A 266-nucleotide genomic window follows, 5' to 3' on the forward strand; every position below is an offset into this window, starting at 1 on the left:
AATAGCTCTCGGGATCGTCGAGAGGATCGGTCAGCCGCTCGTCCGCATGGTGGCGCAGGTGAATAGTCTTGAAACGGCGAAACGGCCAGGCGAGGCCGATCGGCAAGAAGACGAAAGCTTCATTGACGAGGCCGTTGCGGGTCGGGTGCCCATGCAGCACCTCATGCATGATAGAGGATTGCAATGCCAGCGTGACGGCCATGACGATCAGCGCTGCTGTGGGATACGATGGCCAGAGGAAGAAGCCGGCGGCGAACCATGTCCCG

1 protein-coding gene is annotated in these 266 nt (G+C 60.5%); it reads right to left on the reverse strand.

Going from position 1 to position 266, the window contains the following annotated elements; all coding sequences use genetic code 11:
- The coding region (locus X742_RS0139995) for a fatty acid desaturase (protein ID WP_031248915.1) at window positions 1-266 on the reverse strand (266 nt) is incomplete at both ends.

The organism is Mesorhizobium sp. LNHC229A00 (assembly GCF_000502415.1).
Classification (GTDB): domain Bacteria; phylum Pseudomonadota; class Alphaproteobacteria; order Rhizobiales; family Rhizobiaceae; genus Mesorhizobium.